General features: G+C 66.0%; 20 protein-coding genes. 9 read left to right on the plus strand and 11 right to left on the minus strand.

The genetic code is table 11. The annotated features are described in order from the left end of the window. Window positions 1-167: 167 nt before the first annotated feature. The 4 genes from AC3CD9_RS11910 to pdxH all read right to left on the minus strand — a co-directional run bounded on the left by AC3CD9_RS11910 (window position 168) and on the right by pdxH (window position 4,673). A complete protein-coding gene (locus tag AC3CD9_RS11910) occupies window positions 168-995 on the minus strand; it encodes a C40 family peptidase (protein WP_488364065.1) in 828 nt (275 codons plus the stop codon). A gap of 459 nt (window positions 996-1,454) precedes the next feature. Then, window positions 1,455-2,141, minus strand: coding sequence for an iron-dependent transcriptional repressor DtxR (locus tag AC3CD9_RS11915; RefSeq protein WP_139908932.1), 687 nt, complete (start codon window positions 2,139-2,141; stop codon window positions 1,455-1,457). Between the two features lie 263 nt (window positions 2,142-2,404). Beyond that, complete coding sequence (locus tag AC3CD9_RS11920) at window positions 2,405-3,877, minus strand: aldehyde dehydrogenase family protein (protein WP_488364066.1); 1,473 nt, start codon at window positions 3,875-3,877, stop codon at window positions 2,405-2,407. A gap of 124 nt (window positions 3,878-4,001) precedes the next feature. Next, window positions 4,002-4,673 carry a pyridoxamine 5'-phosphate oxidase gene (pdxH, locus tag AC3CD9_RS11925; RefSeq protein WP_488364067.1) on the minus strand — a complete coding sequence of 224 codons (672 nt, stop codon included), beginning with the start codon at window positions 4,671-4,673 and terminating at the stop codon, window positions 4,002-4,004. A gap of 218 nt (window positions 4,674-4,891) precedes the next feature. Here pdxH and serC point away from each other — a divergent pair, with 218 nt between their 5' ends. Continuing rightward, window positions 4,892-6,073: a phosphoserine transaminase gene (gene serC / locus AC3CD9_RS11930; RefSeq protein ID WP_488364068.1), complete on the plus strand. Its 1,182-nt coding sequence runs from the start codon at window positions 4,892-4,894 to the stop codon at window positions 6,071-6,073. Between the two features lie 430 nt (window positions 6,074-6,503). Here the strand turns inward: serC and AC3CD9_RS11935 are convergent, their stop codons facing one another. The 5 genes from AC3CD9_RS11935 to AC3CD9_RS11955 form a co-directional block, all read right to left on the minus strand. Next, on the minus strand, window positions 6,504-7,001 hold the full coding sequence (locus AC3CD9_RS11935) for a DUF456 domain-containing protein (protein WP_488364069.1): 498 nt from the start codon (window positions 6,999-7,001) through the stop codon (window positions 6,504-6,506). A 179-nt stretch (window positions 7,002-7,180) separates the two neighbouring features. Continuing rightward, a complete protein-coding gene (locus AC3CD9_RS11940; protein ID WP_172170337.1) occupies window positions 7,181-8,458 on the minus strand; it encodes an MFS transporter in 1,278 nt (425 codons plus the stop codon). A gap of 8 nt (window positions 8,459-8,466) precedes the next feature. Beyond that, window positions 8,467-9,426, minus strand: a complete 960-nt coding sequence (locus AC3CD9_RS11945; protein ID WP_488364070.1) for a DUF3027 domain-containing protein — start codon at window positions 9,424-9,426, stop codon at window positions 8,467-8,469. Beyond that, entirely contained in the window at window positions 9,426-9,806 is a 381-nt protein-coding gene (locus AC3CD9_RS11950; RefSeq protein WP_101543626.1) for a cold-shock protein, read from the minus strand. Before AC3CD9_RS11950 ends, AC3CD9_RS11945 begins: the two co-directional genes overlap by 1 nt. Before the next feature lie 406 nt (window positions 9,807-10,212). After that, entirely contained in the window at window positions 10,213-10,443 is a 231-nt protein-coding gene (locus AC3CD9_RS11955; RefSeq protein ID WP_101543627.1) for a hypothetical protein, read from the minus strand. A gap of 73 nt (window positions 10,444-10,516) precedes the next feature. On the opposite strand from AC3CD9_RS11955, the gene AC3CD9_RS11960 reads away from it, so the two are divergent. Together AC3CD9_RS11960 and AC3CD9_RS11965 are read left to right on the plus strand one after the other, a co-directional pair. Then, window positions 10,517-12,598, plus strand: coding sequence for a helicase-associated domain-containing protein (locus tag AC3CD9_RS11960; protein ID WP_488364071.1), 2,082 nt, complete (start codon window positions 10,517-10,519; stop codon window positions 12,596-12,598). A gap of 136 nt (window positions 12,599-12,734) precedes the next feature. Continuing rightward, a complete protein-coding gene (locus tag AC3CD9_RS11965) occupies window positions 12,735-14,369 on the plus strand; it encodes a DNA repair helicase XPB (RefSeq protein ID WP_488364072.1) in 1,635 nt (544 codons plus the stop codon). An 82-nt stretch (window positions 14,370-14,451) separates the two neighbouring features. On the opposite strand, the gene AC3CD9_RS11970 is transcribed toward AC3CD9_RS11965, so the two are convergent. Beyond that, on the minus strand, window positions 14,452-16,131 hold the full coding sequence (locus AC3CD9_RS11970) for an ABC-F family ATP-binding cassette domain-containing protein (RefSeq protein WP_488364073.1): 1,680 nt from the start codon (window positions 16,129-16,131) through the stop codon (window positions 14,452-14,454). Between the two features lie 104 nt (window positions 16,132-16,235). Further along, a complete protein-coding gene (locus tag AC3CD9_RS11975) occupies window positions 16,236-17,198 on the minus strand; it encodes an EamA family transporter (protein WP_488364074.1) in 963 nt (320 codons plus the stop codon). A gap of 228 nt (window positions 17,199-17,426) precedes the next feature. On the opposite strand from AC3CD9_RS11975, the gene AC3CD9_RS11980 reads away from it, so the two are divergent. The 6 genes from AC3CD9_RS11980 (at window position 17,427) to AC3CD9_RS12005 (ending at window position 24,541) form a co-directional block, all read left to right on the plus strand. Further along, window positions 17,427-18,026 (plus strand): CGNR zinc finger domain-containing protein, encoded by a 600-nt coding sequence (locus AC3CD9_RS11980; RefSeq protein WP_488364075.1) that lies wholly within the window; start codon window positions 17,427-17,429, stop codon window positions 18,024-18,026. A gap of 15 nt (window positions 18,027-18,041) precedes the next feature. Next, on the plus strand, window positions 18,042-18,818 hold the full coding sequence (locus tag AC3CD9_RS11985; RefSeq protein ID WP_488364076.1) for a hypothetical protein: 777 nt from the start codon (window positions 18,042-18,044) through the stop codon (window positions 18,816-18,818). Window positions 18,819-19,052: 234 nt separating this feature from the next. Further along, on the plus strand, window positions 19,053-19,811 hold the full coding sequence (locus tag AC3CD9_RS11990) for a response regulator transcription factor (protein WP_039208507.1): 759 nt from the start codon (window positions 19,053-19,055) through the stop codon (window positions 19,809-19,811). A gap of 30 nt (window positions 19,812-19,841) precedes the next feature. Beyond that, on the plus strand, window positions 19,842-21,920 hold the full coding sequence (locus tag AC3CD9_RS11995; protein ID WP_488364077.1) for a sensor histidine kinase: 2,079 nt from the start codon (window positions 19,842-19,844) through the stop codon (window positions 21,918-21,920). After that, on the plus strand, window positions 21,917-24,025 hold the full coding sequence (locus AC3CD9_RS12000; protein ID WP_488364078.1) for a S1C family serine protease: 2,109 nt from the start codon (window positions 21,917-21,919) through the stop codon (window positions 24,023-24,025). The genes AC3CD9_RS11995 and AC3CD9_RS12000 overlap by 4 nt, the downstream gene beginning before the upstream one ends. A 228-nt stretch (window positions 24,026-24,253) precedes the next feature. Continuing rightward, entirely contained in the window at window positions 24,254-24,541 is a 288-nt protein-coding gene (locus tag AC3CD9_RS12005; protein ID WP_172171469.1) for a WXG100 family type VII secretion target, read from the plus strand. The last annotated feature ends 303 nt before the right edge of the window (window positions 24,542-24,844 follow it).

The raw sequence follows: 24,844 nt of genomic DNA on the forward strand, positions 1-24,844 counted from the left end.
CCGCGCGCGCCCGTGACCCAATTCATACGGCTCGCGTCACGGAAACTTCGGTTTCCGTTCACCGAATCTGGTATGCGCGAGTGTGCGCCCAAAGTGTCCGGGCATACGAAAGCTCCCCGTCCGACTCGAGGACCGTCGAGTCGTACGGGGAGCAATCGGAAAGAAGATCAGAGAACGCGGATGAAGGTGACGTTGCCCATCCAGCTGTAGCTGCGCTTCGAGGTTCCCGAACTCGGCGAACCGGCATCGTACATCTGTCCGCCACCGGCGTAGATGCCGACGTGGCCGGGGTGCCAGATGAGGTCACCGGGCTTGGCTTCGGACTGCGAGACGATCTGGCCTGCGCCCTTCTGAGCACCGGAGGTGCGGGGCAGGTTCACGCCGACGTGGCTGTAGACCCACGAGGTGTAGCCGGAGCAGTCCCAGCCGCTCTGGCTGGTTCCACCCATGACGTAGGGGGTTCCGACGCCCTTCTGGGCCCAGGCGAGGACCTGCTCGGCCTTGGATCCGTCGATGGATCCCGAGTCCTTGGAGTCGGACTCGCCCGAATCGGACGATCCGCTGTTGGCGTCCTCGTCGGAGTCGCCGGAGGTGGCGGCCGAGTCGGGAGTGGAGGTTTCGGTGGGGGTCGGCTTCGGCTTGGGCTTCGGAGCAGCCTCAGCGGTGATGGCGTTGCTCTCGACACCGAAGGAATCGGACTTCTCGTCGTCCTTCTTGTCCTTCTTGCTGTTCGAGTCGTCGCCGATGGTGACGGTCTGGTTCTCGAAGTCGACCTTCTGGGTGGTCTCGGCTTCTGCGGAGACCTTGCTCTGGTCGTCGGCTCCCTGACCGGCGGCCGGCATCACTGCGGCGGTCAGCAGACCACCGCTGGCAGCGACAACCGCTGCACGACGGCCGAAGACGCCTGAGTTGGCGTTCAGAAGTTCAGTGAGTTCGGTCAGTGGAGTCTTGACCTTGGCATCGGCGGCGCGGCGGCCATGCTGCTTAGTTGCCACGTTTTCCCTCTCGTCCCTATTGGCTTCTCTCAGCCAACCGCCACTATCGGTCCTTGGTATCTCACGGCGAGCGTGGCGCTCGGATCTCGCTGTGAAGTCGTCATTGCGTGAACGACCTCCACAACTGTAACCAATCGGTGACTGATTGTCACGTTTTTGTCACAACCACCGGAGGGAAACCGTGATGTTTTCCATAAAACCCCAGGTCAGAGGCTCAAAATGGCTTGAAATATTCGTAACATTTTCTCGTTATACGACGTGACCCAGGGGTGGAAGAACCACTCCCTGGGCCAGAGATCACACTGATTTGTAACGAATCGGGGTTCAGGCCCCCGCTCTTTCGTTACCGTAGCTCGGTCGCGCCGTTATCGAGACACAGCCTTGCCGTCACCGAGACACGATCTCGTCCCGTTACCGAGACTCAGTCTCGTCGCTATCGGGCGGAGGCCTCTGGGCGTCTCAGCTTCGGTAGGCGAAGACGTGCGAGGCGGTCTCGACCGGCAGGTCGAGTACGTCCTGCGCACCGGGCACCTGCACGGTGATGTATTCGCCGTTGCGAGAGATCTCGACATCGCTACCCGGCAGGACGCCGGCGACCTGGAACTGCTGAAGCAGGTGGATATCGACCTGCAGGGGTTCGGCCAGCCAGGCGATCGTCAGCTTCTTCGCGCCGTCTCGGCCGACTGCCGTGGCGAGGTCGATGACGTCGGTGGTCTTCGAGGCTTCGCCGCCGATAACGTCGAGGCCGGGGATCGGATTGCCGTAGGGCCCGGTGGAAGTCTCCGAGAGCAGCGTCACGAGCTTGCGCTCGACCTGCTCGCTCATCACGTGCTCCCAGCGGCAGGCCTCGTCGTGGACGAGTTCCCACTCGAGTCCGACGACATCGGAGAGGAGACGCTCGGCCAGACGGTGCTTGCGCATGACGTCGGTGGCGATCCGTCGGCCTTCCGGAGTGAGCTCGAGATGGCGGTCGTTGCCGACGTGGAGCAGTCCGTCGCGCTCCATCCGGGCCACCGTCTGTGACACGGTGGGGCCGGAGTGATCCAGGCGCTCGGCGATGCGGGCACGCAAGGGCACGATCGACTGTTCCTCGAGCTCGATGATCGATTTGAGGTACATCTCGGTTGTATCAATGAGGTCGTTCACTTCTGACCAGCCACTCCACTCTTCGTCTTCAGGTCGTTTCGACCGTTTCAGGCGTTGTCACCATTTCGGGTCGTTCCGACCCTGCCCCGCCCCGCACAGGCGAACCCGTTCGCGGCCGTTGCGATCTGCCCCAATCCTATCGTGCGTTCAGCAAATCCCGTGAGTCGAGCAATCGCCCCGTCCCGGACGCGGCATCAGCCGGTGCCTGATGGCTCGGCCGGGGTGTGCATCTGCCCGCTCGGGAGGAATTCGCACCGGCCTGCTCAGCCCGCATTCGTGTAGGCCGTCTTGTGCACTGTGAAGAACTCGCGTGCCGCCCGGGCCTGTTCGCGGGGACCATAGCTCGACCCTTTCCGTCCGCCGAAGGACACGTGATAGTCCACTCCTGCCGTCGGGGCATTGACCATGACCATCCCGGCATCGGCGTAACGCTTGAAGTGGGTCGAATATTTCAGGGAGGTCGTGAAGATGCCCGCGGACAGTCCGAACTCGGTGTCGTTGGCCACGGCCAGCGCTTCGTCGTAGTCGGCGACCTCGATCACCGAGGCGACCGGACCGAACACCTCTTCGACGTTGATCGTGTCGCCCGGCTTCGTGCCCGTGACGAGTGCGGGGGCGAGGAAGTATCCGTCCGTGTCCGCATCGATGAGCTCACCGCCGGTGACCTCCCCGCCTTCGGCTCGGGCCTTGGCGATGTAGTCGAGGTCCTGGTCGAGCTGGGTCCGGGAGACCACGGGTCCGATGGCGACGCCCTCGGCGCGGGCGTCTCCGACGGTCAGGGCCGCCATCTTCTCCTTGAGCAGCGCGACGAATTCGTCGTGGACATCGGAGGTGACGATGAGGCGGGAGGACGCGGTGCAGCGCTGGCCGGTGGAGAAGAAGGCTCCGTTGATCGCCGCATCGGCGGCCGCTTCGAGGTCGGCATCGCCGAGCACGACGAGGGGGTTCTTCCCGCCCATTTCGCACTGCACCCTGATCTGGTGGGCCGCAGACGATGCGATGACGGACCGTCCGACGGCGACGGACCCGGTGAAGGTCACGGCGTCGACCTTCGCCGAGGTGGTCAGTGCGTCCCCGACCACGGAGCCCGGCCCCATGACGAGGTTGAGGACCCCATCGGGCAGTCCCGCCGCGGCGAGGATATCGACCAGCGCGTACGCACTGGCGGGGACGAGCTCGGCAGGTTTGAACACGATCGTGTTGCCGAAGGCCAGAGCCGGGGCGATCTTCCATGCCGGGATGGCGATCGGGAAGTTCCACGGGGTGATGATGCCGATGACGCCGATGGGCTCGTGCGTCATCTCGGCGATGAGTCCGGGGCGGACCGAATCGACGATCTCTCCGGTGTTGCGGATGGTCTCGCCGGCGAAGAACTTGAAGATCTGGGAGGCGCGCAGCACCTCGCCCTTGGCTTCGGCGAGCTGTTTGCCCTCTTCCCGGGCGAGCAGATCGCCGAGTTCGTCGGCGCGTTCGGCGATGAGGCTGCCGGCCTTGTCGAGGATCGCGAATCGCTGCTGTGAGCCGAGGTCCGCCCAGGCGGGGGCGGCAACGCGAGCGGCATCGATCGCCGAGGCGACCGTGGCGGCATCCGCGCGGGCGTAGCGGCCGATCACATCGGACGGGTCGGACGGGTTCGTATTCGTCGACCGGTCGTCACTGGGCACACGTGCGCCGTCGATGAGGTTGTCGAAGACGGCGTCGGGTCCGTACTGGGTGCTGAGTACTGGGGGTGTCATGGGTGCTCCTTTGCATCGTCTGCGCCCGGTTGCGGTGCGCATGTTGTGACCATCGTGCCGGGAGGCCGGCGCCCTGTGCTGATTCGTTCTGCAACACGGAAGGTCAGGGCCCTGAGGAAGAGCTTCAGGGGTAGAGGCGGACGACCTCCCAGGCCGAGGCATCGTCGAGGTCAGCCGCTTCGTGACTGCCGTCGGCGCGGCGGAAGACCCACCGGTCGTGGAACCGGTTCTGCTGGCCCTGCCAGAATTCGATCTCGAAGACGCGCACGCGGAATCCGCCCCAATGATCGGGCCGCGGCACGTCCTGCCCCTCGAGCTCGGCCGCCGCGGCATCGTATTCGGCCTGCATCTGCTCGCGGCCCGTCACCGGCTGGGACTGCTTGGACACGGTCGCCCCGATCTGCGATCCACGGGGGCGGACGGCGAAGTACGCGTCCGAGTCCTCGGGGGCGGCCACCTCGGCGAGACCGCGGATGCGGACCTGTCGTTCCATGTCCTGCCACGGGAAGTTCACGGCGATGCGGGGGTCGGCCCGCAGTTGCCGGCCCTTCGCGGAGTCGTAGTCGGTGAAGAACAGCAGTCCGCGCTCGTCGAGGCCTTTGAGCAGGACGATGCGCGAGCTCGGGCCCCATTCGTCCAGGGTCGAGACGGTCATCGCATTCGGTTCGCGGACATGGTCGGCCGCCTCGTCGTACCACTGGCGCAGCAGGCCCAGGGGTGCGGTGTCCGGGTGTTCGAAGACGGCTGAGTCATAGGACTTCCGGGTCTGCGGGAGACGATCGACGGGCTCACTCATGTCTTCACTCTACGACGCGGCACGGACACGAGTCAGCCAGGTCCCGCCTCGGTGGGGCGGCCAGGTCCCGCCTCGGTGGGGCGGCCGGGTCCCGCCTCGGTGGGGAGGTCAGGTCCCGCCTCGGTGGGGCGGCCGAGGCAGGGAATGTCGAGTCGGCACGTCCGTCACATGACGGACCGGTCCCGGGTGCCGGGCGGGCCCGCCGTAGAATGTCGAGCGTGACTGCGACGAATATTGAGATCCCGAAGAACTTCCTGCCCGCCGACGGACGCTTCGGGTCCGGCCCGGCCCGCATCCGTCCCGCCCAGATCGAGGCGCTCAACGCCAATGCGGCGAAGGTGCTCGGCACCAGCCACCGCCAGGCGCCGGTGAAGAACCTCGTCGGCCGTATCCGCTCCGGCCTGGCCGAGCTGTTCAGCCTGCCCGACGGCTACGAAGTGGTGCTCGGCAACGGCGGGTCCACCGTCTTCTGGGACGTCGCGGCCTTCGGCCTCGTCCGCGAACGGGCAGCCCACGCGACCTTCGGCGAGTTCGGACAGAAGTTCGCAAAGGCCACCGACACCGCCCCGCACCTGAAGTCCTCCCTCATCCTGGGCGCCGAACCCGGCACCGCTGCGATCCCGACTCCCGAGGCCCTGGCTGCCGCTGGTCTCGTGGACTCCCCCGCCGAGGCGGCCACCGGCGAGAACGCCGCCGACGTCTTCGCCTGGCCCCACAATGAGACCTCGACCGGTGTGGCCACTCGGATCGCACGCCCGGCCGGGATCGCCGAGGATGCCCTCGTCGTCATCGATGCCACTTCCGGCGCAGGCGGACTGGCCGTCGACATCGCCGAGACCGATGTCTACTACTTCGCCCCGCAGAAGAACATGGGCTCCGACGGCGGACTGTGGGTGGCGATCATGTCGCCGCGGGCGATCGCCCGCGCGCAGGAGATCAAGGACTCCGGACGCTGGATCCCGACCTCGCTCGACCTGGTCACCGCGATCGAGAACTCGGCGAAGGACCAGACCTACAACACCCCGGCCGTGGCGACCCTGCTCCTGCTCGCCGAACAGATCGAGTGGATCAACGGCAACGGCGGTCTGTCCTGGGCAGCCGAGCGGACCGCTGAGTCCTCCGGGCTCGTCTACGACTGGGCGGAATCCGCCGAGGCGACCCACCCCTATGTTGCAGACGCTGCGGATCGTTCGTCGGTCGTGGCCACCATCGATTTCGATGAGTCGGTGGATGCTGCTGTTGTGGCCAAGGTGCTGCGGGCCAATGGCGTCGTCGACGTCGAGCCCTACCGCAAGCTCGGTCGCAATCAGCTGCGCATCGCGACCTTCGTCTCCGTCGACCCCGACGATGTGCGGGCACTGCTTAACTGCATCGACTTCGTCATCGACGCCCTCAAGTAGCGCGGAGCCGCGGCTGGCTGCTGCGGACGCGACGCATACGCAGGTGCCGAGCGCCAGCTACCAGCGCCTCGGCCGCGCAACTCCTACACTCAGTGCCATAACGCCCCGTTGCAAAGGGGCGTTATGGCACTGAGTGTGTCGGATGCGTGGGCCGCGGTAGAAGAAGCCGCTCAGAGGACGTAGTGCCGCTACCGGTGAAGGATGCATGCGCCTCGGGCGGAACTTGGGGCATCCCTCACCCCTCGCGACAAAACACCCCACTGCAACGAGGCGATTTGGCGCTCAAGGTGACAGATGCCCCAGTAACCGTAGGAGAAGCCGCTACGGGTGCAAGTTGTCACTAATGGTGAGGAATGCTTACGCCGCCCCCTCATGTGAGGTGTGAGGGACGTACAGGCGTCTCGGCGCGAATCGTGCTCCGCACTGAGCCTCAGGCGAAGAAGTGGATGAGCACGCCGATGCCGAAGGTGATGCCGGCGAGCATGGCGAGGATGAACTCGATGCCCGCGCCGAGGCCGATCGCCTTGATCGACTCCCAGCTGGAGTTCCACGCCGTCTTTCCGTCCTTGAGGCGGGAATACTCGGCGAGATACAGACCGGCGACGAAGCCGATCGGCAGGCCCAGCACCGGAATGACGAAGAAGCCGATGACGGCGAGCACCCCGCCCAGCAGCACCGACGAGTTCGGCACCTGCATGGATTTGAGTTTGCGGCCGGTGAGCACGAGCGAGGCGCTCATCCCGGCCGCGACGAACACGGCGACGATGGCGAAGATGATCCACGTGGTCGGTCCGCCGATGATGATCGCCCAGATGAGAACCGCGATGGCGATGAGGATCGACCCGGGCAGCACCGGCACGATGATGCCCAGGCAGCCGACGAGGATCGCCAGGCCGACGAGCACCGAGGTGATGATGTCAGTTGTCACAGTCCGTCCGTTTCCCTTGCTCGACCCTCGAATCCCTCGCCGAGGCGGTCGATCGAAATTCTATGACACGAACCTCCGGACCCGCCGAGTGCCGAATCCCGCCGATTGCCGGCTTCCGCCCGACACCGCCCCAGGTCGAACTCCCACCTGCGGACGTCGACCCCGCCCGCTCGAACCCGTCAGTGTCCGCTGCCGCCGGGCGGCCTGCCCTGATAGCTCATGTGCAGCCGGATCCGCGACTTCGGATCCCGGTGGAGGCGCAGGTCCTTGGCCATGATCATCCACAGCAGGCCCACGGCGAAGGCGATGATCCCCGAGGCGGCTCCGACGACGAGCGCCATCCGCGGTCCGAAGGCGTCGGCGACCCAGCCGGCCAGCGGTGCCCCGATCGGGGTACCGCCCATGACGACGGCCGCGTAGATGGCCATGACTCGGCCGCGGTAGTTCGGCGCGGTGGTCGTCTGCACATAGGCGTTCGCCGAGGTCATCATCGTCAGCGATGCGAAGCCGACGAACATCAGCGAGGCGGCGAAGAGATAGTAGTTGGGCATCAGCGATGCCACGCCGACGGCGACACCGAATCCGCCGGCGGCGCCGAAGATGAAGCGCAGGCGGGGCTTCTCCCGCCTGGCCGAGGCGAGCGCCCCGGTCACGGAGCCGATGGCCATGACGGAGTTGAGCAGGCCGAAGCCGCTGGCGTCCTTGCCGAACTCGATCTTCGCCATCGTCGCCGTGTAGATGTTGAAGTTGAATCCGAAGGTCGCGACGATGAACAGCACGACGAGCACGACAGTGATGTCCGGGCGCCTGCGCAGATATTTCAGTCCGCCGAGGACTCCGCCCTTGCCGCGCCGACCGGAAGGGTGCAGCTTCGACTTGTCGAGCCGGAGGAGCACCGTGAGCGTCGCGGCGAAGCCGAGTCCGCTGATGAGGAAGACGGGACCGGGGCCGATGACGGCGGTGAGCACACCTGCCACTGCCGGACCAATCATGCGGGCGCCGTTGAAGGACGCCGAGTTGAGGCTGACGGCGTTCGGCAGCAGCTTCTCACCGACGAGTTCGGAGACGAAGGCCTGCCTGGCCGGGTTGTCCAGGGTCGTGAGCATCCCGAGCGTGAACGCGAGCACGTAGACGTGCCAGAGGACGATGACGTCGGTGATGGTGAGGACGAAGAGGACGAGTCCGATGAATCCCAGCAGCGCCTGAGTGACCATGAGCAGACGCCGTTTGTCGAACTTGTCGACGAGGTTTCCCGCGAACGGGAACATGATCAGCTGCGGTCCCAGCTGCAGCGCCATGGTGAGGCCGAGCGCCGAAGCGTTGTTGTCCGTGAGCATGGTCAGGACGATCCAGTCCTGCGCCGTGCGCTGCATCCATGTCCCGGTGTTGGAGATCAGGGCACCGGCGAACCAGTGCCGGTAGTTCGGCTCCGACAGTGACCGGAACATCTGGGACATCGAGTGGTTCAGCCCTCCTGGAACTCGAGCTCGCCGGAGTAGTCGTCGACGACCGCTTCAGCAGGCTCGTTGTTCGGCCGTCTCACATCGGTCTCCGAATGCGCACCGCACCCGGATTCGAGTCCGACCACGCGACCGTCGAACGGCGACCACGCATTGGCGCAGACCCCGAACTTCTGGCGCAGCGATCCGGCGATCGGCATGAGGTAGCCGCAGCTGCCGCAGTGTCCGGCCGCGCGTGAGGCGAACTCGCTGTCGGGTCCGGCATCGGATTCCGCCCATCGGCTTGCGGCCGCGCTCAGCCCGTCGGAGGAGAGCACGCGTTCACGACCGAGACCGAATTCGAAGTTCTGGATCTGGTCGACGTTGTCCGCCGCATTGTCCTCGGTCTGCTGGAAGCCCGGCTGCAGGTTCGGGTCCTGGTCGAGCTTCGGCAGGGTGTCACGCGGGCCCAGGTCGCCGGGTTCAAGTCGTTCCTCCCACGGCACCCATTCGGGGGCGACGAGGGCATCGGGCCCGGGCAGCAGTGCGGTTTCGCAGACCGTGACCTTCTTCGCGCGCGGAGCGCGGGCGAGCACGGCCACCCACCGCCAACCGCGGTAGGTCGGGTCGGTGCACACGAAGTAGTGGGTGACGAGACGGGTCGCCTCGGCCACCGTGCCCAGGTGTTCGCCGACGACGGCAGTGCCGGCCACCTCGGTGATGGCGGTGCGGGCGATGTCGATCGCCGCGGCCAGCTGGGTGTCGAGGACGACCTTCTCCGTGCCCGATCGCGGACGACCGGTCTTCGCTGCCTTCGCCGAGGCGGTCGTGCCGGAATCCGCGGCGACCGCACTTCCAGCGGCGGTCGATTCGCCCGCAGCGGCGGGCACATCGTTGCCCGGGGCCGCCTCGGTGGTCTGTTCGGCGTCGTTCTCGGCGGGCGCGGCGGTCTGCCGGGCCAGCCAATCACTGAACAGTGATGACATCAGGACTCCAAATCGTCGGCAATCGCCCGCAGCAGGCTGGCGACCTTGTTCCCATGGGTGGGGTCCGGGTAACGGCCGTGCTGCAGTCCGTTGTTGAGGTCATCCAAAACTTTGATGACATCTTCAACCATAACTGCCATGTCCACGGCCGGACGTCGGCGGGCCTTGGCGACCTTGCCGGGAGTGGTGATCGGGCGGGCCTTGAGCACCTGCGCTCCGCGGCGGGAATCGACGACATCGTATTCGAGCCGGGTGCCCTTGGTGACTTCGACTCCCTCGGGCAGCACGGAGGAATGGAGGAAGGCCTGCGAGCCGTCCTCGGCGATGACGAAGCCGAAGCCCTTGTCGGCATCGAACCATTTCACGCGTCCGGTGGGCATGATGTCCTTTCTGTCTGTTCGTACCCGTTGAAGCGGGCTGATCGTACGGCGCCCGCAGGTGCGGGCTGTGTGTCGGTCGGCTGCGGAGTCGGATTCCGCGGCCGGGAAGCTGGTCGGGTGGTGTGGTCGCTGTGCTCGTGTGCCCTCATCGCCGTCGGTCGGACCATGCCGACTGCGGGACCGAGGGCATCGCGTCGGCGCTGTGATCCCTGGCTCTCAGCTATCCGTGGAGGTCACGTGCAGGGTGGCGGTGAGCACCTTGTCCGCGGCGGAAGATCACGGGGGCGTGCGCGATTGGGTGGTCGGCCGCCTCGGCGAGGTGGGGATCCGCACCGCCTGGATCACACTGTGCGGGTGTGGCTCATGCCCGTACCCGAACCTGCGGGGTGAGGCATGAGTGATGGTTTCAGCGGTGGCCCACCCCGGTCTGTCTGCGTCGGATGGCGGCTCGGATCATGGCCACGCAGGCGAGGATGACGGCGATGGGCACGAGGATCATGGGCAGGTAGGTCAGCAGCGGACTGGGCGTGAGTCCCATCCAGGCCTGGCCGAGGACGCCGATGAGGCCGAGCGCCCCGATGGCTGCGGCGGCAACCGCGGCGACGACGATGGTCGTGTCGACTCGAGTGGCTGACAATGCGCGTCCTTCCGTCCGATCTCTGATCCTTCTCTGCGCCTCCATTGTACCCCTCGCGATAGACTGATCTGCGATGTCAATGACCTTCAGCCAGTGGCTGTCCCACAGTGCAGATGCCGACTTCGAGTCCTTCGTCCGGACTCGACGCGACCTCCTCCAACCCGAGTCCCCGACGATGGCGGCCCTGGCCGCGGCCGCGTCCTCGCGCATCGGGGTCTCCCGCGGCATCGAAGCTCTCGATGCGCAGTCGCTCGAGGTCTTCATCGCCTTGGCCAAGGCGGCCCGGACGACGCCGGAGATCAAGATCACCGGCAATCCGCATATCGATCCCGCCCTCGCCGAGGCGGCCCTGCCCCGACTGCGCGACCTCGGCCTGGCATGGCCGGCCGGTGGGGACGGGAACTGGCGGATCCAGTCCGAGGCCATCACCCTGCTGCCGACCTCGGCGGCCGAATCCTCCCGAGCCTATCCCTGGCAGATCGATCCCTCGTCGGTCGATGCGAGCACGGCCACGATCGGCCAGCCGCTCATCCACAACAGCGAACAGGCCGCCGTGGCCGAGGTCATCTCATCCCTGCGCGGCCTCGTCGATGAGCTCGCCGCCTCCCCGATCTCCCGGCTGACCAGCGGCGGCATCTCGAAACGGGACGTCTCCCGACTCGCCCGCACCCTCGACCTGGGTCTCGAGCAGACGATCACCCTGCTGCAGGCGGCGAAATCGCTGCACCTCATCGGGGTCCTCGACGATGCGCTCGATCCGCAGTGGACGGCCGCCGACGATGCCGACTCCGCCCTCGCCGGCGATCGTGCCGAACTGTGGGCGGCGCTGGTCGGGGCGTGGCTGCGCGATCTGCTCGACGTCACGCAGCTGGCGGCGGGGGCGAGCGAGAACGAACGCCTCACGGTGCTCGCGGCTCCGAAGAAGTCCCTGTTCAAGGGCTATGGGCTGTCGGTGCCGGCGATGCCGCTGCTGCGCATCGCCGTGCTCTCCGTCCTCCATGACATCGGTCTGGGCTCGGCACGGTCGGCCGGGTGGATCCATGCCGAGGTGCTGCGTCGGCATCCGCTGCTGCCGGCGCACGAATTCGCAATGACCGAGGCCGTTCTCCACACCTGTGTGAGCTTCGGGTTGGCGACGACTCCGCTGCAGGAGCCGGATCATTTCGGTCCGAGCCGGTTCGGTCTTCGACTGGCCGCCGGGCTGGATCGGGCGATGGCCGAGCATGCCGAGCAGGACCCCTCGATCCTGCCGTTGGGTGTGTCCGTCGAGGCCCTGACAGTGCCCGGCGATGTCATCGCCGCGGTCGCCGAGGGGCTGGGGGCCGAGGTCGACACAGTGCTCATCCAGTCCGATCTCACCGCCGTGGCCACCGGCCCGATCGAACCGCGGGTCCACCGTATTCTGCGCAAGTATGCCGTCGTCGAGGCACGCGGCCAGGGCACCGTCTATCGCATCGACGCCGAGACCATCGAAGACACCATGCAGTCCGGGACCACCCCGGAGGAGGCCTTGGCCGAACTTGCAGGCATCAGTGCCGAAGAGCTGCCGTCGACCTTGGAATTCCTCGTGCAGAACACGGCCTCGAAGCTGCGCCGGGTGCGGGTGGCAGGGGCCCGGGCGGTGCTCATCGTCGACGACCCGGTCGACCTCGATGTCATCCTCTCCGATCAGGCGATGATGCCGGCCGGTCTCGAACGTCTGGCCCCGACCGTGGCGATCGCCCAGCTGGGCCCGGAGCGGACGATGCATCTGCTCGAGGCCGGGGATCACCATGCTCTGCTGCATTCGGCGGCCGGGCCGGTGCGCAAGCGCCGGGTGATCACCGAATCGGAACCCGAGGTCAGCGTGAGGCGACGTCCGCGGGTCAGCGACGGCCACCTCGGCGAATATATTCGAATCCTGCGGTCCGCACCGGCGGCGGCCGCCCAGGTGAGCACGGATGAGCCTTTAGGGCATATGGATCGGCTGCGGGAAGCGGCGGAGGCGAAGCGGCGCGTGCTCATCCGGATCGCGGATTCCCACGGCAAGGAACGGACGATCGAGATGCTGCCGGCCACCCTCAACGCCGGCCGCGTCCGCGGAGTGGTGACGACCACCGGAGCCGAGGCCTCCCTGTCCGTCGCCCGCATCGTCTCCGTAGACCCCTCCCCTTAATTGCTACCTGACGGGGGCCCAGCAACCTGGCGCCAGGTTGCTGGGCCCCCGTCAGGTAGCTCGGAGCGGGAACAATCGGGGTGATGGACGTGTTGTGTCCTCTGGTGTCATCACACTTCGGGAAGGGAAGTATTGAATGAATGGTCCGTTGATCGTGCAGTCCGATCGGACTGTGCTGCTGGAATCGGGACATCCTCTGGCCGTCGAGGCGGCCGTGGCGATCGCCCCGTTTGCGCAGCTGTCACGGACCCCGGAGTACATCCACACCTATGAGATCACTCCGCTGGGGCTGTGGAACGCTCGCGCCAGCGGCCATGATGCCGAATCCGTCGTCGATGTGCTCCTCGAATTCGCGAAGTACCCGGTCCCGCATGAGCTGCTCGTCGACATCGTCGACATCATGGACCGCTTCGGTGTGCTCACCCTCATCGACCACCCGATCCACGGCTTGACCCTGACCTCGACGGAGACGGGACTGCTCGATGAGCTCGTCGGTCAGCCCGACCTCGTCGGCAAGTTCGGCAAACGCATCGACGCCGAATCCGTCCTCGTCCACCCCTCCGAGCGCGGCGAACTCAAACACGCCCTGCTGCAGCTGGGCCACCCGGTCTCCGACCACGCCGGCTACGTCGACGGCGAAGCCCACGAGATCTCCCTGTCCGATGATGCCCACGGCGGTCAATGGCACCTGCGCGACTACCAGAAGCAGGCGATCGACCAGTCGCTGTCCGGTGAGTCCGGGGTCGTCGTTCTGCCGTGCGGTGCGGGGAAGACTATCGTCGGCGTGGCCACCATGTCTCGGGTGCAGACGACGACGCTCATCCTCGTGACGAACTCGGTCTCGGCCAAGCAGTGGAAGGACGAGATCCTGCGCCGCACCACCCTGACCGAGGACGAGGTCGGCGAATATTCGGGATCGACGAAGGAGATCCGCCCGATCACCATCGCCACCTACCAGGTGCTCACGACTCGCAGGAAGGGCTCGTATCTCCACCTCGAGCTCCTCGACGCGAAGGACTGGGGCCTGGTCATCTACGACGAGGTTCACCTGCTGCCGGCGCCGATCTTCCGGCTGACCGCAAGTCTGCAGGCTCGCCGTCGCCTCGGCCTGACCGCGACGCTGGTCCGTGAGGACGGACGCGAGGACGAGGTATTCTCCCTCATCGGCCCCAAGCAGTACGAGGTGCCGTGGAAGGAGCTCGAACGGCTCGGCTATATCGCCTCGGCGGCCTGTCATGAGGTCCGCGTCCGGCTCGACGGCGGAACCCGAACCGCGTATGCCCGCGCCGACGGGGAGGACCGGTACCGGTTGGCCGCGACATCGGATGCGAAGCTGCCGATCGTCTCCGAGCTCGTCGCCGATCATCCGGATGCCCAAATCCTCGTCATCGGTCAGTACCTCGACCAGCTCGAGGAGATCGGAGCCGAACTCGGTGCGCCCGTGCTCACCGGGCAGACCCCGGAATCGGTGCGCCAGGAGCTCTTCCGCGAGTTCCGGTCCGGGGAGATTCCGGTGCTCGTCGTCTCGAAGGTCGCGAATTTCTCAGTGGATCTGCCGGCCGCCTCGGTGGCGATCCAGGTCTCCGGAGCGTTCGGGTCCCGGCAGGAGGAGGCTCAGCGCCTCGGGCGGATCCTACGTCCGAAGGAAGACAAGGGTTCGGCCACGTTCTACACGGTCGTCGCCGCCGATACCGTCGATGAGCACTTCGCCGCTCAGCGCCGTCGGTTCCTCACCGAGCAGGGCTACAGCTACAGCATCGAAGTCCGCTGACTCTCCCCTCAATTGCTACCTGACGGGGGCCCAGCAACCTGGCGCTAGGTTGCTGGGCCCCCGTCAGGTAGTTCGGGGAGACTCACCTGCGGTCGCGAACCACACGCCCTTCGTTCCAGACTGGTGTTGTCGACTCATAGACTTCGCCGGCGGCCCCGAAGACGAGGAACCTGTCGAAGTCACGAGCGAACCAGCGGTCGTGAGTGACCGCCAGTACCGTCCCATCAAACGATTGCAGCGCAGTCTGCAATGCCTCAGCGGAGACGAGGTCGAGGTTGTCGGTGGGTTCGTCGAGCAGCAGAAGGGTTGCGCCCGCGAGCTCGAGCAGCAGGATCTGAAAGCGCGCCTGCTGTCCGCCCGAAAGCGAATCGAAGGACTGTTCTGCAGCTCCGGCCAGCTCGTAGCGGGCAAGTGCCCGCGAAGCCGGTTCTCGCGGCAGGCCTGCTCGATGTTCGTCCCCGTGGTGGAGGATGTCGAGCAGGGTCCGCCCGCGCAAGTCCGGGCGGCCGTGCGTCTGCGCGAACCAGCCGGGACGCACGCGGGCTCCGAGTCGCACTGTTCCGTCGTGGGCGACGGGTGCGATGTCGATGTCAGAGACCGGGCGGTGCTCGGGTTCGGGGTCGCTGCCGCCGGCTGCGAGCAGCCTCAGGAAGTGCGACTTTCCTGACCCGTTCGATCCGAGTACGGCGATCCGATCCCCGTAATGGACTTCGAGGTCGAACGGCAGCATGAGGTCGGTGAGTTCGAGCGCATCGGCGACGATCGCGATCTTGCCCGTGCGTCCGCCGCGCAGACGCATTCCGAGGTTCTGTTCACGCGGAATGGCTTCGGGCGGGCCGGCGGTCTCGAAGCGCTCGAGACGAGTCTGCGCGGCTCGGTACCGCGAGGTCATGTCCGAGTTGTAGGCGGCCTTCTGCTTGTACATCTGCACCAGCGACCGCAGCTTCGCGTGTTCCTCGTCCCATCGCCGGCGCAGCTCCTCGAGCCGTTCGAACCGGTCCGACCGGGCTGCGTGGTAGGTGCCGAATCCGCCCGGGTGCACCCACGCGGTGTTGCCCGCCGCAGAGAGCTCGACGGTGATGATCTGCGTGGCCGCCTGAGCGAGCAGCTCACGATCGTGGGACACGAAGAGGACGCTCTTGTCCGTGTCCTTGAGCTCGGCTTCGAGCCATCGCTTTCCCGGGACATCGAGGTAGTTGTCGGGCTCGTCGAGGATGAGGATGTCATCGGGTCCGCGCAGGAGCGCTTCGAGCACGAGCTTCTTCTGCTCCCCTCCCGACAGGGTGGTGATCTGACGGTCCCGGCAGCGGTCGTACGACATTCCCAGCGCCGAGGTGGTGCAGGTGTCCCACAGCACCTCGGCATCGTATCCGCCCACGTCCGACCAATCGTTGATCGCCGTGGCGTAGTCCATCTGCACGGCCGTCGACTCGCTCTCGGGTCCGAGCAGCTTCTCTTCGGCCCGACGCAGATTCGCCGCCGCACGACGGATCGGCTTCGGAGCCAGTTCCTCGAGCGCCTCGGCGATGGTATCGGCGGAGATGAACTGACGCATCAATCCGATGCTGCCGGTATGCGAAACGGCTCCCTCATCAGGGACGAGCTCACCGGTGAGGATCCTCAGCAGAGTGGTCTTGCCGGCACCGTTGGCACCGATGAGCGCGGACTTGGCCCCGTCCCCGACGCGAAACGACACCGATCCGAGCAGAGGCCTGCCGTCGGCGAGGGTGTAGGAGACATCGTTGATCTCGATATGGCCCATGTGGTCAACCTATCAACATCTCTTGCGATCGCAGATGTCTTCGAGCTACCTGACGGGGGCCCAGCAACCTGGCGCCAGGTTGCTGGGCCGCCGTCGGGTAGCAATTACGTAGTGATGAGGGAGGGTTCGGACTTGGCGACGACCTCGCGGCGGGCGACGCGGCGGGCCAGGCGGGACTCGCCCCACTTGATGAAGCCGACGCCGCCGAGGATGAAGACTCCGCCGAAGAGCTGGATCGGGGCGGGCATCTCGAAGAGGACCAGCCAGGCGACGATGACGGAGAACGGGACCTCGACGAGATTGACGAACGATCCGACCGTCGCCCCGACATAGCGCAGACCGAGGATCCCGGTGATGTAGGCGCCGACCGTGAACACGACGATCATCGCCATCGGCACGACCCACGACATCGACACCCCGCCGAAGTCGACGTCCGCCGTCACCGCGTTCCACGGCATGACGCCGGCGAGCACGATGGCCGACATCGCCAGCGCCCCGATGCCCATGCCCAGACCGGTCAGCGCGACCGGTGGGATCGTGATCGTGTCCTTCGCTGAGACAAGGAAGTAGCTGGCCAGGCAGACCGCGGCAGCCATCGCCATGACCACGCCGAAGATGCTGATCGACGATCCGCGCAGGTTGAGCACGAGCAGGAGCCCGATCATCGAGACGACGACCCCGATGAATGTCACGGTCGCCGGCCGGGTCCGCGTTCGCGCCCAAATCCAGAAGACGATGAGCATCGGCGCGGTCATCTCCAGCAGCAGCGCCACAGCCACGGTGAGGTGTTCGACGGCGACGAAGTAGAACCCCTGGACGCCGGCCATCGAGACCAGACCGTAGATGACGACGGTGCGCCAGTGCGTGAGCACTTCGCCCCAGCGTCCGCGCAGGGCGATGAGGGTGGGGATGAGCAGCAGGACCGCGGAGCCGGCCAAGCGGATGAGCACAACCGCGCCCGGCGTCCACCCGATCGCGTACATCGTCTTCGCGATCGGCCCCGACACCGCGAAGAAGAACGCGGAGGCAAGAGTGAGCAGGAACCCTGCGATGACGGTGCGATTCATTCCTGACCTCCTGATGTGGTGAAACGTTGAGTGGCGTACGAGGACAGACGTCCCCCGAGGTGGTGGTGCGGTGTTGAGTTGACAGTGCGACGCTGAGCGGATGGCTCGGTGGCGGATCATCCCCTCGCCGAGGCGGCCCGACGGCTGCTGGTTTCAGTATCGACCCTGAATCTGAAATGGGTCAAGTGCATTTTGGTCCTTACATCCTGTGGCAGAATGTTATTCACCATGGCTTTCATCTACGACATTCGCGCGAACCTCACGATGCTCGTCGACCTCCTCAACACCTCCGGCGACATCACGGACGGCGGTGACGAACTGACGACAACCGCGAAACTCCGCGAATTCGCGGCCCGGCACGACTTCTCCGGACCATTGACCGCCACCAGAAGCGACGTCGACGAGACATTGGAACTGCGACGCAGATTCGCCGCAGCACTGGATGCGAGCATCGACGCCGAGACCGACGACGAGGTCGAAGCGGGGACGATCGCGGTCGTCGATGAGATCAATCTCACACTGAGTGACTCGGGGTCAGTGCCGCAATTGGTCAAACACGACCACTGGGACTGGCACCTGCACGCGACCGGCACTCAGGCCAGCCTGGCCGACCGAGTGGCCGCCGATGTCGCTCTGGTCCTCATCGACCTCATCCGCTCCGGCGATCTCGACCGGCTCGGGCGCTGCGCCGCCGAGGACTGCCGTGCCTACCTCGCCGACTTCAGCCGCAATCGCTCGAAGCGCTTCTGCGATACCGGCAGCTGCGCCACCCGCACACACGTCGCGGCCTTCCGCGCCCGCCACTCCGACGCCGACTCCCACAACTGACCCGAGGAGCCGCCCATGTCGCTTCAGCCCTTGCGCATCACCGCCGGACGCAAGCTCGCCGCCGGCCTTGCAGGCATCATCACCGTGTCGGCCACACTGGCGTCGGGCTTCGCCATCGTGCTGCTCGCCTTCCTCCCCACCGGCGTCGGCGGAGAGCTGACCGAGAAGCCTTTCTTCCTCGCCCTTGCCACCATCATGGCCATCTTCTCCGTCGCCTTCAGCCACGCACTCATGCGCGCCGCTCTCGGTCGCATCCGCACCGGCGGCGGTCTCACTCGCTTCTTCCGGTATCAGCTGGCAGCACTCGGGTGCGGCGGCGGACTCGGCCTCGGCTTCGTCCCCGCCGCGACCGACGCCGCGCCGGCCTGGTGGGTCGTGTCCATTGCCACCGGCGCCGGACTCACCGCCGTCTCCCTGCTCGCATTCCGTAAGGCCCGGTATCCGATTCTCGACCGCCCTCCCTCCCCCAATGCAGCCTTGGCCGAAGGCAGCGTCATCGATTACTGGCCCGGCTCCTCGGCAAGAGCACCGAGCCTGACCGTTGTTCACTTCGTCGACAACCGGGGCCGGGACCGCTGGGCCCGTCACCTCGTCCAGCAGGACCCTTCACTACGAGGCACTGTCGGCCAGGTGATCTATGACCGCCACCGCCCTGAGCGGGTTCGGCGCTTCGCCGTCACCCGGCAGCTCTTCGACCTCCGCCCACCGCGTGAGATCCGAGAGAATCCGACGTCCCGGTCGGGCACCGTCTTCCCGATGCCACCTGACCCTCGCCCGCCGCGCCCACGCTGAGCCGAACACCCATACTCAGCTGAACGCGCCCTCGCACACCCACCTCGGCGGGCAAATCTGAAAACAAACTGGGCGCGGCCACATTTTTCACTGAAATCGAGCCTTCGTTCCTGAGAACGAATACCCGATCCAGGACCCAAAAGGACTTTCCTGCGAGTTTTCAAGTGACGCATGTCACATTCGTATTCAGCTGACCTCCAGCCCACTCCCAGAAATGGGTCTCAGACTGGATTCATGACTACAGCACAGAACGACACCGACATCGAAGCCACCCTGCTCGTTGTCGATGATGAACCCAATATCCGCGAACTCCTGTCCACCAGTCTCCGCTTCGCCGGCTTCGACGTCGTCTCCGCCGCCAACGGCGCCGAGGCGCTGCGACTCGCCGAGCAGACCGACGTCGATCTCCTCGTCCTCGACGTCATGCTCCCGGACATGGACGGCTTCACCGTCACCCGCCGTCTGCGCCAGATCGGTATGAACGCCCCCGTCGTGTTCCTCACCGCCCGTGACGACACCTCGGATAAGATCACCGGTCTGACCGTCGGCGGTGACGACTATGTGACGAAGCCCTTCAGCCTCGAAGAGGTCGTCGCCCGCATCCGCGCCGTCCTCCGCCGCACCCGCAATCTCGAGGACGAAGAAAACGCCGTCATCGTGGCTGGCGACCTCGAACTCGACGACGATACCCATGAGGTCCGCCGCTCCGGCATCCTCATCGACCTCTCCCCCACCGAGTTCAAGCTGCTGCGCTACCTCATGCTCAACACGAACCGCGTCCTGTCGAAGTCGCAGATCCTCGACCACGTGTGGGAATACGACTTCGGCGGCGATACCGGAATCGTCGAGTCCTATATCTCCTACCTGCGCCGCAAGATCGACGTCACTCCGGAGACGGATGCCGCCGGCCACCCCGTCGAGATGGAGTGGACACCGATGATTCAGACCAAGCGCGGGGTCGGCTACATGCTGCGCACACCGGAATCCAAGTAGTCGTCCATGCAAGGACGATAGATTACATACGTGGCAATAGAATCCCGTCCCTCCCGTCCCGGCTTCTGGGAAGAATGGTCTCTGACCACCAAGCTGCTGGCCATCATGATGCTGCTCATGCTGCTCGTCCTCACGGGGACGAGCGCTTGGGTGTTGGAGAACCTGCGCGACAGCCTCGTCCAGCGCACCGATGAACGACTCATCAGCGCCTCCGAGACCCTGGCGAAGCAGGCCTACCAAGATGTGTTCCAGAAGGCCGAACTCCAGTCCGGGGACGACGACGCCGAGGATGCGCCGTCGTCGACGACGATCGATTCGAATTCCTGGGATCAGCTCAAGAGCCTCCTGCCGGGAGGCTTCTACGTGCAGTTCTACAACACGGACGGGGATCCGATCCGCGACCCCGTCGCCCCGGAGCCGCAGAACCATCCGATCCTGCCGAAGATCAATGAGAAGGAAGTCTATTCCCGCGCCGGCGAGCCCTTCACCGTCGCCGGAACGAGCTCGCAGTGGCGAGCGCGTGCGATGAAGGTGAAGAACACCGACGTGCTCGTGTCCATCGCGGTGCCTTTCGACCGGGAAGTCGACAACATCAACGAGCGGGCCCGGAACACGATGATCGGCATCGGCCTGTTGGCCCTGGCGATGGTCGCAGGAGTCGGCTATTGGGCGATCAACAACACGTTCCGGCCGCTGCGCGATATCGAGAAGACCGCCTCGCGCATCGCCGCCGGAGACCTGTCCCAACGTGTGCCCAGCTATCCGCGCAACACCGAGCTCGGGCGGCTGTCGGCGGCACTGAATACGATGCTCGGACGCATCGAGGACTCCTTCGACGGGCAGACCCGCTCGGAGAAGCGCATCCGCCAGTTCGTCTCCGACGCCTCGCACGAGCTGCGCACGCCCCTGGTCACGATCCGCGGTTATGCGGAGCTGTACCGCCAGGGTGCGATCACGAAGTCCGAGGACGTCGCCAATGCGATGGAGCGGATGGAGTCCGAGGCCAAGCGCATGGGCGTCCTCGTCGACGATCTCGTCGTCCTGGCCAGGCTCGACGAGCAGCGTGCCGCCGAGATCGGTCCGGTCGATCTGCACAAGGTCGTCCGCGATGCCGCCGCCGATGCCGCGGCACAGGCCCCGGACCGCGATATCAGCTTCATCGGACTCGATGGTGAGGACGCCCAACCCGTGCCGATGATCCGCGGCTCCGAATCGAAGATCCGCCAGGTCATCGTCAACCTCGCCGGCAACGCCGTACGCCACACCCCCGAGCATGCGGCGATCGAATTCGCCGTCGGCGTCGTCGGTCTCCCCGATTCCGTCGACCCCGATTCCGCAGACACCGGCGAGATCCGTGAGGGCGGCGCCCGCGGCCAGAACGGTCGCAATGGTGCGAAGAACGGGGCGAAGGACAAACCCCGTGAGCGCGGGTTCGTCACCGGCGGGGTCCGCATCTTCCGCCGAGGCGACTCTGCCGGACACGACCAAGCCGACACCCAGCCGACTCCCCGGACCGCTGCACAGTCCCCGACCAAGCCCGACCGTCAGGTGGGTCCCGAGAGTCCCCCCGCGAATGCGGAGCAGGGAGAGGGGCAGCACAACGGGCAGCTCAGGACACCGTCCGGATCGCAGTCGGCGCAACCCACCGGTGCTCAGAATTCCGGACCGCAGAATGGGGCAGCGGCCGAATCCCAGACTGCGTCGCAGTCCGAATCATCAGCCGGGCCCCAGTCGGGACCTCAGTCCAAGGCTCCCGAGCCGGCGAACATCGTCCCCGATGTCACGGCGGCCGGATCGATCACGGTCGATGAGTCACTGCGAGGATTCCCCAACGGCAGGGTCCGCTTCGAGGTCAGGGACCACGGCGACGGAATCGACCCCGAGGTGGTTCCGCGCATCTTCGAGCGCTTCTACCGCCTCGACGTGTCCCGGACGAGGGACACCGGCGGATCCGGGCTCGGGCTGTCGATCGTCAAGGCGATCGTGGAGAACCACCATGGCGCGATCTCCGTCCACGAAACTCCGGGCGGCGGTGCGACGTTCCGCATCGACCTGCCCATCTCCGACAACGGCGAAACCACTGCGGACACGCGAAAGGATGAGCGATGAACGAGAACACCGACCCTCAGAATCCGGATGAGGTGTCCCGCAGCTCCCGATCGGATGATCAGACACCGCCTCCGTCGGGGAATCAGGGCAGCGGTTCCGCCGCCGGGGGACGTCGCAGCCCATCGGCTGGTGGCTACCGCGGGTCAGGAGCCGAGGTTCCGCGCACCTTCCCGTCCCAACCCAACGGCCCTGCACGCGTCAGTCCACCGGTCGCACCGCCCGAGAGACGCCCCGACGTTCCGTCGACTCAGGCACAGAACCCTGTGGACGGTTCCCCTCACCGAGGCGGCTCTCCCTCCCAGCAGCCGTCGCCGTATCAGCCGAACGGGCAGCAGCACTCTTCGTACCAGCCAGGCAGCCAACAGCAGGGCGGCCAGCAGGGACACCAGAGCGCCCACGGCAACTACGGCAGCCAATCGCAGCCGGATCGGCAGAACGTCCAGCCGAATCAGGCTCAGCACCAATCTCCATACGGGCAGCCCCAGCAGAATGGTCCGCAGTCGTATCCGGGGCAGAACAACGCCGGACAGAACAGCACCGGCTCGACCGCTGACGGAACCGGTCCCTCGGCAGGAGCCGGCGCAGCAGCAGGAGCCGGAGCGGCAGCTGCTGGCGCTGGTGCTGGTGCTGGTGCTGGTGCCTATCACGCCGGTGCGAACTCACAGCAGACAGGTTCCGCCGGCTATCCAGCCGCTCCTGGCAACCCGAACGGCCCCGGCAACCCGAACGATCCCCAGAACCCGCACGGTCCCGGGTACCTGAACGCTCCGGGCCAACAGCCTGGTTCCGGTCAGCAGGTCGCTTCGAACCAACAGAACGCTCCCGGCCAGCCGACCGGCTCCAACGCCTATTCGGCGGCACCCGGCTCTGTCCCCTATTCCTCGGAATTCTCAGCCGTCGGTTCCCAGCCCGGGTCCGGTGGACCGGGAAATCCCAACGGCCCCGATGGTCCGGTCGGGCCGGACGGGTTCGGTCCGTACGGAGCTCAGCAGCCGCCTCGGCGAGAGAAGAAAGGACCCGGTTGGGGTGCGACGATCGCGATCGGCCTGGTGGCCGCGCTCCTCGGTGGGGCTCTCGCGTTCGGCGGAAACTATGCGCTTTCGGCGCTGCAGCAGGACGAACCGCGCAAGGTCGCCGAGGAGACGATCGAAACCCCCGATTGGACGCAGGTCGCAGAGAAGACCTCGGACAGTGTGATGTCGATCCAGGTCGGCACTCGAGGCCAGGTCCAGGGACTCGGCTCGGGTGCGCTGTATGACGATCAGGGCCACGTCATCACGAACAACCACGTCGTCGCGCCGGCGGACACCCCCGACGGCGAGATCGCCGTGACCATGAAGAACGGTGAGACGACGGAGGCGAAGATCGTCGGCCGCGATCCCTCGACCGATATTGCCGTCATCAAGCTCGAGCAGGTGCCCGACGGAGTGAAACCTCTGGTCATCGGCGATTCGAAGAAGCTGACCGTGGGCGATCCGGTGATGGCCCTGGGCAACCCGCTCGGACTGGCCAACACCGTGACCACCGGCATCGTCTCCGCGCTCGACCGTCCGGTGTCGACGGAGAACATCGGCGACGATGCCTCCTCGCAGGAGAAGGAGATGACGATCACGAACGCCATCCAGACGGATGCGGCGATCAACCCCGGCAACTCGGGTGGACCGCTGGTCAATGGTGATGGCCAGTTCATCGGTGTGAACTCGGCGGCCGCATCGCTGAGCCAGGGCGAGGGAGGTCAGTCCGGGTCGATCGGCATCGGATTCGCGATCCCCGCGAACCAGGCTGTGATGATCGCCGATCAGCTCATCTCCTCCGGCAAGGCCCAGCATCCGTTCCTCGGTATCACTCTCACCGACGGGCACATCAACAGCGGCGGGATCAGCCGAGGCAGCGCCAAGGTGCAGTCCGTGGCCGGCGGATCCCCCGCGGCCAAGGCCGGAGTCAAGGACGGAGACGACATCGTCGAGGTGGCCGGAACCAAGGTGAACAACGCCATCGCCCTGCGTGCCCTCGTCCGTGCTCAGCCGGTGAACACCCCGGTCGAGGTCACCGTGATCCGCGGCGGGAAGGAACAGAAGCTCGACGTCACGCTCGTGCTGCAGTAGGCACGTCGCCGAGGCGGTCCGCCGGCTCAGCGGTCAGCCGCCCTAACTTCCACCACTCAAGCGTCCGCGCTTGGGGATCCCGTCGTGACTCAGCCACCTGGAGGGTGTGGACAGCCGAACGCTGTCCACACCCACTTTCCGTGCTCTTCCTCCCTTCGGCCACAGTCGCCGACACTGATGTCGTCTCGCCCGACCGCGGCGGAACGTCTCTGACCAAGAGGAGTGATGATGAGTTTCGAAGTCGACGCCGAACGCGTCCAGTCCGCTGCCACAGCCGCCGCGAACACCTCCCGCAATCTCGTGTCCGAATCCGACACGATGATGCGCAATCTGCTTGCCCTCCAGGAATGCTGGCGCGGCAGTGCGGCCCAGAATTTCCAAGCCGTGGTCAACCAGTGGGAGCGTGCGCAGAAGCAGCTCATGGAATCGCTCGACTCAGTCCACGGAGCGCTCCACACCGCGGCCCGGCAGTACTCCGAAGTCGAGGCGGCGAACTCGCGTCTCTTCGCCCCCTGAGCCGATCGGATTCCACACTCACGATCGAGCTTGCGCTCGTGACGGGCAGTTCCCTTTCCGCCTCGTCGAGTCCCTGCTCGGTCGGGCGTCCCGACCGGATCTGCTCGCGCTGCACGCCCTGTCGAGTCCCGTTCGCCGAGCGTCACAGACCCCCGCCGCGGGCACCCGAGATTCCGCGGCCGGGATCTGTTCGTTCTCGTAGTCGGCGTCTGGCAAACTATCAGCCTTTCTCAGTAGACTTGAGAGCGATAGTTCGCGGCGGTGTTGGCCAAGAATCTCCGGACCGGAGTGGATCGGGTTGGC

It is taken from the genome of Brevibacterium sp. MGP-B1, from assembly GCF_057766545.1.